At 70.4% G+C, this 5,522-nt stretch carries 7 protein-coding genes and 1 pseudogene; 4 read left to right on the top strand and 4 right to left on the bottom strand.

Annotated features, from left to right (window positions below; all coding sequences use genetic code 11):
- A partial coding sequence (locus tag RBJ77_RS47635) for an anthrone oxygenase family protein (protein WP_372350698.1) occupies positions 1 to 365 on the top strand: 365 nt, incomplete at its 5' end.
- A 119-nt stretch (positions 366 to 484) separates the two neighbouring features.
- Positions 485 to 874, top strand: a complete 390-nt coding sequence (locus RBJ77_RS47630; RefSeq protein ID WP_372350697.1) for a VOC family protein — start codon at positions 485 to 487, stop codon at positions 872 to 874.
- 39 nt (positions 875 to 913) lie between these two features.
- On the opposite strand, the gene eno is transcribed toward RBJ77_RS47630, so the two are convergent.
- Complete coding sequence (gene eno / locus RBJ77_RS47625; protein ID WP_372350696.1) at positions 914 to 2,203, bottom strand: phosphopyruvate hydratase; 1,290 nt, start codon at positions 2,201 to 2,203, stop codon at positions 914 to 916.
- Between the two features lie 170 nt (positions 2,204 to 2,373).
- Here eno and RBJ77_RS47620 point away from each other — a divergent pair, with 170 nt between their 5' ends.
- Positions 2,374 to 2,796, top strand: coding sequence for a MarR family winged helix-turn-helix transcriptional regulator (locus RBJ77_RS47620; RefSeq protein WP_372350695.1), 423 nt, complete (start codon positions 2,374 to 2,376; stop codon positions 2,794 to 2,796).
- 405 nt (positions 2,797 to 3,201) lie between these two features.
- Positions 3,202 to 3,438 carry a hypothetical protein gene (locus tag RBJ77_RS47615; protein WP_372350694.1) on the top strand — a complete coding sequence of 79 codons (237 nt, stop codon included), beginning with the start codon at positions 3,202 to 3,204 and terminating at the stop codon, positions 3,436 to 3,438.
- A 100-nt stretch (positions 3,439 to 3,538) separates the two neighbouring features.
- Here RBJ77_RS47615 and RBJ77_RS47610 read toward each other — a convergent pair whose 3' ends face one another.
- The 3 genes and pseudogenes from RBJ77_RS47610 to RBJ77_RS47600 form a co-directional block, all read right to left on the bottom strand.
- Positions 3,539 to 4,279, bottom strand: coding sequence for a DUF4232 domain-containing protein (locus RBJ77_RS47610; RefSeq protein ID WP_372350693.1), 741 nt, complete (start codon positions 4,277 to 4,279; stop codon positions 3,539 to 3,541).
- Positions 4,280 to 4,461: 182 nt separating this feature from the next.
- A complete protein-coding gene (locus RBJ77_RS47605) occupies positions 4,462 to 5,253 on the bottom strand; it encodes an ABC transporter permease (protein WP_372350692.1) in 792 nt (263 codons plus the stop codon).
- A pseudogene (locus RBJ77_RS47600) lies at positions 5,250 to 5,522 on the bottom strand (ABC transporter); the annotation flags it as partial. The gene RBJ77_RS47605 and the pseudogene RBJ77_RS47600, both read right to left, overlap by 4 nt.

Genomic DNA, 5,522 nt, shown 5'->3' with positions numbered 1-5,522 from the left:
GTCGCATCCTGAACGCGCTCCCCGAGGACAGCGGCCAACTCGGGCACGCCCATGGCGGGCGGATGCTCGGCGCGCTGATGCCCTTCTGGTACATCGGCTCGGTCGTGCTGGCCGCTCTCTGGGCCATCGCCGGGCGCCACCACGACGGCACCGGGCTCGTCATCACCGGCGGCGCCCTGCTGATCGTCAGCGTGATCATGTCGATCCTGCTGCTCGTCCCGATCAACAACCGGAACAAGGCGTGGACCCCGGAGAACCGGCCCGCCGACTGGAAGCAGCAGCTCAACCGCTGGGAGCGGTGGCACTATCTGCGCGTCGCGATCATCATCGCCGCCTTCGCCCTGCTGGTCACCGCCCTCGTCTGAGCCGCCAGGCGTTCTTGTCTCTCTACCCGCACGTCTTCGAGCAGATCGACGCGTGACACGGCAGTCCGTCCCTGAATCCCCCCCTGATCCCGTCCCTGATCCGTCCCGGAGGAGTCACCATGACCGTGGAGTTGAACCACACCATCGTCCCCGCCCGTGACCCGCACGTCTCGGCGCGGTTCCTCGCCGACATCCTCGGCCTGAGCGTCGATCCGCCCGTGGCCCACTTCACGCCGGTCACGCTGGCCAACCAGGTGAGCCTGGACTACGACCGGTCGGACGACTTCGAGCCCCACCACTACGCGTTCATGGTCGGCGAGGAGGAGTTCGACGCCGCCCTCGCCCGGATCCGGCGCAGCGGGGTCACCCACTACGGTGACCCCGCGTGCCAGGAGACCGGACAGATCTATCGCAGCAAGCACACGGAAGGGCGCAGGGGCACCTACTTCCGCGACCCCGACGGACATCTCATGGAGATCCTCACCCGGGGTGGCGGCGCCGGGGCGTGAGGCATACGGCGGCCCGGCGGGCCCCGTGCCGCCGGGCCTCTAGAGCCCGCGCCCGGCGTAGATCGCCGCGGCGCCCAACTCCTCTTCGATGCGCAGAAGTTGGTTGTACTTGGCGGTCCGGTCGGAGCGGGACAGCGACCCCGTCTTGATCTGACCGCACCCCGTCGCGACGGCCAGATCGGCGATCGTCGTGTCCTCCGTCTCGCCGGACCGGTGGGAGATCACGACCGCCCAGCCGGCCCGGCGCGCCGCGGACACGGTGCCGAGCGCCTCCGTCAATGTACCGATCTGATTGACCTTGACCAGGACCGCGTTCCCGACGCCCGTACGGATGCCCTCGCGCACCAGCGCCTCGTTCGTGCAGAACACGTCGTCGCCCGTGAGCTGGCAACGATCCCCGACCCGGGCCGTCAGCTCCCGCCAGCCGTCGAGGTCGTCCTCGGCCATGGGGTCCTCGACGGACACGATCGGATACGAGTCGATCAACTTGGCCAGGTAGTCGACCTGTTGGGCCGACGTGCGCCGGACGCCCTCGCCCTCGTACACGTACTCGCCGCCCCGGAAGAACTCCGAGGACGCCGGGTCCATGACGAGGCCGATGTCCGCGCCCGGCCGGTACCCGGCCCGTTCGACCGCGGCCATGACGAAGTCGAGCGCCTCCTCGGCGGTGCGCAGCGCGGGGGCGAATCCGCCCTCGTCGCCGACGCCCGTCGAGTGGCCGGCGGCGAGCAGGTCGCGGCGCAGGGTGTGGAAGACCTCGGAGCCCATCCGGACGGCCTCGGCGAAACTCGCCGCGCCGACCGGAGCGATCATGAATTCCTGGAAGTCGAGCGGATTGTCGGCGTGGGCGCCGCCGTTGACGATGTTCATCATCGGCATCGGCAGCACCCGGGCGTCGGCCCCGCCGAGGTGGCGGTAGAGCGGCTGGCGGTGCGCGGCAGCGGCGGCCTTGGCGGTGGCGAGGGAGACGCCGAGCAGGGCGTTGGCGCCGAGCCGGGACTTCGTGGGCGTGCCGTCGAGCGTGATGAGGGCGGCGTCCAGACCCGCCTGGTCGTCGGCGTCGCGCCCGGTGACGGCGGCCGCGATCTCGCCCTTGACGTGGGCCACGGCCCGGTCGACGCCCTTGCCGTGCCAGCGCTCGGGGTCGCCGTCGCGCAGCTCCACGGCCTCGCGGGCGCCGGTGGAGGCGCCGGAGGGAACGGCGGCGCGGCCCAGGGATCCGTCCGCGAGGGCGACATCGACCTCGACGGTGGGGTTGCCGCGGCTGTCCAGGACGGCCCGGGCGGTGACGGTGCGGATGACGGTGGACTCAACTGCGTGAGAACGCATGGGAGTTCCTTCTCGTTGTCGCCTGCCGGGCCATGGCTGCGACGACGCTGGCGCTCGGCCCGACGGAAGAAACTCTACAGCATTGCTGTTCAGTTCCGCTGTTCAGTTCTGCTGTGTATCGGCTCCGTGTGCTGCCACTGCGCAGCGCATCGTCCGAGGTAAAGTGCCCTATGCCCACCCCGGAATCCGCCGCCGTCGCCGCCGAGCTGCGCGGTGCCATCGGAAAACTCACCCGGCGCGTGAAGCACGAGGACCGGATCCCGCTCGGGCAGGTCGCCGTGCTCGGTGCCCTGGACCGCGACGGCGCCATGACCACCAGCGACCTCGCGACGGACCAGCGAGTGCGCCCGCAGTCCATGGCCCGCGCGGTCGGCCTGCTCCTGGAGCAGGGCCTGCTCACCCGCCGCCCCCACCCCACCGACGGCCGCAAGACCCTGCTCGACCTGACCGAGGCGGGCCACGCCGCCCTGGACGCGGAGCGCGGCCGGAGGGCGGGCTGGCTCGCCCAGGCCATCGAGGCGGAACTCTCGGCGGAGGAGCGGGAGTTGCTGGCGCGCTCCGCCGGACTCATGGAGCGTCTTGCGGCTCGCTAGTCCGCGCATCGTGGTGCGCCGTCGACGGGCACCCCGTCCAACTTTCCGTCGCCGAGGTCAGGATGCCGACGTGGGTTACAGGGAAGCCCAAGTGGAGATAAGTTCAGTGGAGTTGGTAACCAACCTCCGCAGGTTGGTCATGGAATGCCCAGGTGAGCAAGCCGATCGACCGCCGGTCGTCCCGTAGCAGCGGGACCGCGGCACACGCCACTGCCCCGCACGGGACTTCTTCCGGGCGGGGCAGAGACGTGTTTTCTGTACAGCGGATGTACGAGGCACCTGGTACGGCAGAGGGCACCGATCCCTTCTACGCACAGTTCAGCGGCTTCTCCGTACGGGCAGAGGTCGGGTCACCACACGCGGCTGCTACCGCGTTCGACTCACCTGGGTACCCAAGGAGAAGCCATGACCCCGACACCCCAACGTCCACCTGAACAACCGGTGGTCCCAGCCGGCATCACGCAACTTCCCAGGGCGAACGCGGTGGCCGCGGTGGCCGTGGCGCTCGCCGCCGTCCTGGGCGCGATCGCCGTGGTGGTCGTGGCGCCCTCGGGCCTGGACCACGAGGTGCTGGGCGCCGCCACGACGATCATCGTCTCGGGGTTCGCCCTCGCCACCCGGCTGGCCGTTCCCCGCCGCTGATCCGTCGGACGAAGGGCCGTCTCCCCGGGCAGTCGATGCCGGGGGAGACGGCGCAGGCGAGTGCGGTCGGGCGGGGCCGATGCGGACGGGGTGGCCGGCGTCAGTCGGACATCGGGCGGAGGGCGAGGCCCTCGGTGCCTGCCCAGTAGCCGACCCGTGCTCCGTCGCTGACGACGGCCGGCTTGCCGAGGACAGCGGGGAAGTCGTGGCTGGTGTCGGTGCCCTCGCCGGAGATCAGGCGGACGACGAACGTGTCGGTGGAACCCTCGTCGTAGGGTCCCTTCGCCGTGCGCAGGCCGGCCCAGGCGGTGTCGCCAGGCGCCAGGACCAGGGTCTCGTCGTCGGCGGTGTCCTTGTCCGGCTGCACGCTGGAGGTGGAACCGGCCTTGTCGTCGAGCCACACCTGCGGGTACTCGTTGATCGCGCACTTGCGCTGGGAGCGGTTGGTGATCGACAGGGCGTAGAAGGTGTTCTTGCTGCCGTCGGCGGGGGTGCGGGGCTCGGCGGAGAGGGCCGACAGGTCCTCCGGGCCGCAGTCCGGGTACGAGGTCCCGTTGCCGCCCGTCTCGCCGCTGTCGCCGTTCTTGCCGGCGCCCTTGGAACTGTCGTCGGTACCCGTTCCGGTACCGCTGTCCGCCGTACTCGGCGACGCCTTGGCGGTGGGGCTGGCCTGGGACGGCGTGGCCGTGGCGGAGGCCGAGGCCGGGGCGTCCGCGTTCGTCTTGTCGTCCGGCTGGCAGGCGGTGCTGCCCAGCAGTGCGGCGACGACGGCCGCTCCGGCGAGCACGGTGCGCGAGGCGTGACGTCTGCCGGGCCGCGTTCGGATGGTGGTCTTGGTCATGTTCCGCTCCTGGTCCCCCGTTGCCGGTCTCGGCGACCGGCCCGACATGTGGATGCGGAGTCATTCTGCTCATCCCGATCCGTGGACCCACCTCGAACGACGGGTTGTTACCGGTCCCGGACGAGCCTGTGGCCTTACGGGGGACAAGGGCGGCCGTGGAGGCCGCGGGCGCGGTCGCCCGGCTACTTCGGATCGCGGTTGAACTGCGCCGTCGACCATCGGTGTCCCAAGGCGATCAGGCCGAGGCACCAGGCGAGGGCGATCCAGCCGTTGTTGCCGATCCCGGTGCCGAGGAGCATTCCGCGCAGGGTCTCGATGGCGGGCGTGAAGGGCTGGTACTCGGCGATCGGCTGGAACCAGCCCGGCATGGTGTCCGCCGGGATGAAGGCACTGGAGACGAGAGGCAGGAGGATCAGCGGCATGGCCATGTTGCCGGCGGCCTCGGGAGTGGGACTCGCCAGACCCATGCCGACCGCGATCCAGGTCAGCGCCAGAGCGAAGAGGGTGATGAGCCCGAGCGCTGCCAGCCATTCCAGCACGGACGCGTCGGTGGAACGGAAGCCCATGGCCACACCCACGGCGCCGACGAGTACCACGCTCATGACGGACTGCAGCACGCTGCCGACGACGTGACCGACGAGGAGGGAAGGACGGTGGACCGCCATGGTGCGGAAGCGGGCGATGAGCCCCTCGGTCATGTCCATCGACACGTTCACCGCCGCCCCGATGACGGTGCTGCCGATGGTCATCAGCAGCAGGCCGGGAACGATGTACGCGATGTAGTCGGAGCGGTCGGCGCCGCTTCCGCCGATGCCGGTGCTCATCACGTCACCGAAGACGTAGACGAAGAGCAGCAGCATCATGATCGGGGTGAGCAGGAGGTTCAGAGTCCCTGACGGATAGCGTCGCGCGTGCAGGAGGTTGCGGCGCAGCATGGTGCTCGTGTCGCGGACGGCGAGGGTGAGCGAACTCATCGCAGGTTCTCCTTGGACTGGTTGCGTACGACGGCCGGGCCGGTGAGGGCGAAGAACACGTCGTCGAGGTCGGGGGTGTGGACGGTGAGTTCGTCGGCCTCGATGGCGGCGGCGTCGAGCCGGTCGAGGATGGAGCGGAGTTCGCGCTGGCTGCCGTCGCTGGGGATCTGCAGGGCGAGGGCGTCGTCGTCGCGGGTGACGTCGCTGAGGGTGGCGGCGGCCGTCTGGTAGGCGGCCGGGTCGGTGAAGCGGAGCCGGATGTGGCCGCC

The organism is Streptomyces sp. KL116D (assembly GCF_030766975.1).
Lineage (GTDB): Bacteria > Actinomycetota > Actinomycetes > Streptomycetales > Streptomycetaceae > Streptomyces > Streptomyces longispororuber_A.
Note: the sequence above shows the minus strand (reverse complement) of the source record. Positions and strands in the feature narration are given on the sequence as shown.

What these genes read in the sequence shown, in the direction of transcription:
- RBJ77_RS47630 (WP_372350697.1), top strand. Translation starts at nt 485, where the DNA reads ATGACCGTGGAGTTGAACCACACCATCGTCCCCGCCCGTGACCCGCAC.
- eno (WP_372350696.1), bottom strand. Translation starts at nt 2,203, where the DNA reads ATGCGTTCTCACGCAGTTGAGTCCACCGTCATCCGCACCGTCACCGCC.
- RBJ77_RS47620 (WP_372350695.1), top strand. Translation starts at nt 2,374, where the DNA reads ATGCCCACCCCGGAATCCGCCGCCGTCGCCGCCGAGCTGCGCGGTGCC.
- RBJ77_RS47615 (WP_372350694.1), top strand. Translation starts at nt 3,202, where the DNA reads ATGACCCCGACACCCCAACGTCCACCTGAACAACCGGTGGTCCCAGCC.
- RBJ77_RS47610 (WP_372350693.1), bottom strand. Translation starts at nt 4,279, where the DNA reads ATGACCAAGACCACCATCCGAACGCGGCCCGGCAGACGTCACGCCTCG.
- RBJ77_RS47605 (WP_372350692.1), bottom strand. Translation starts at nt 5,253, where the DNA reads ATGAGTTCGCTCACCCTCGCCGTCCGCGACACGAGCACCATGCTGCGC.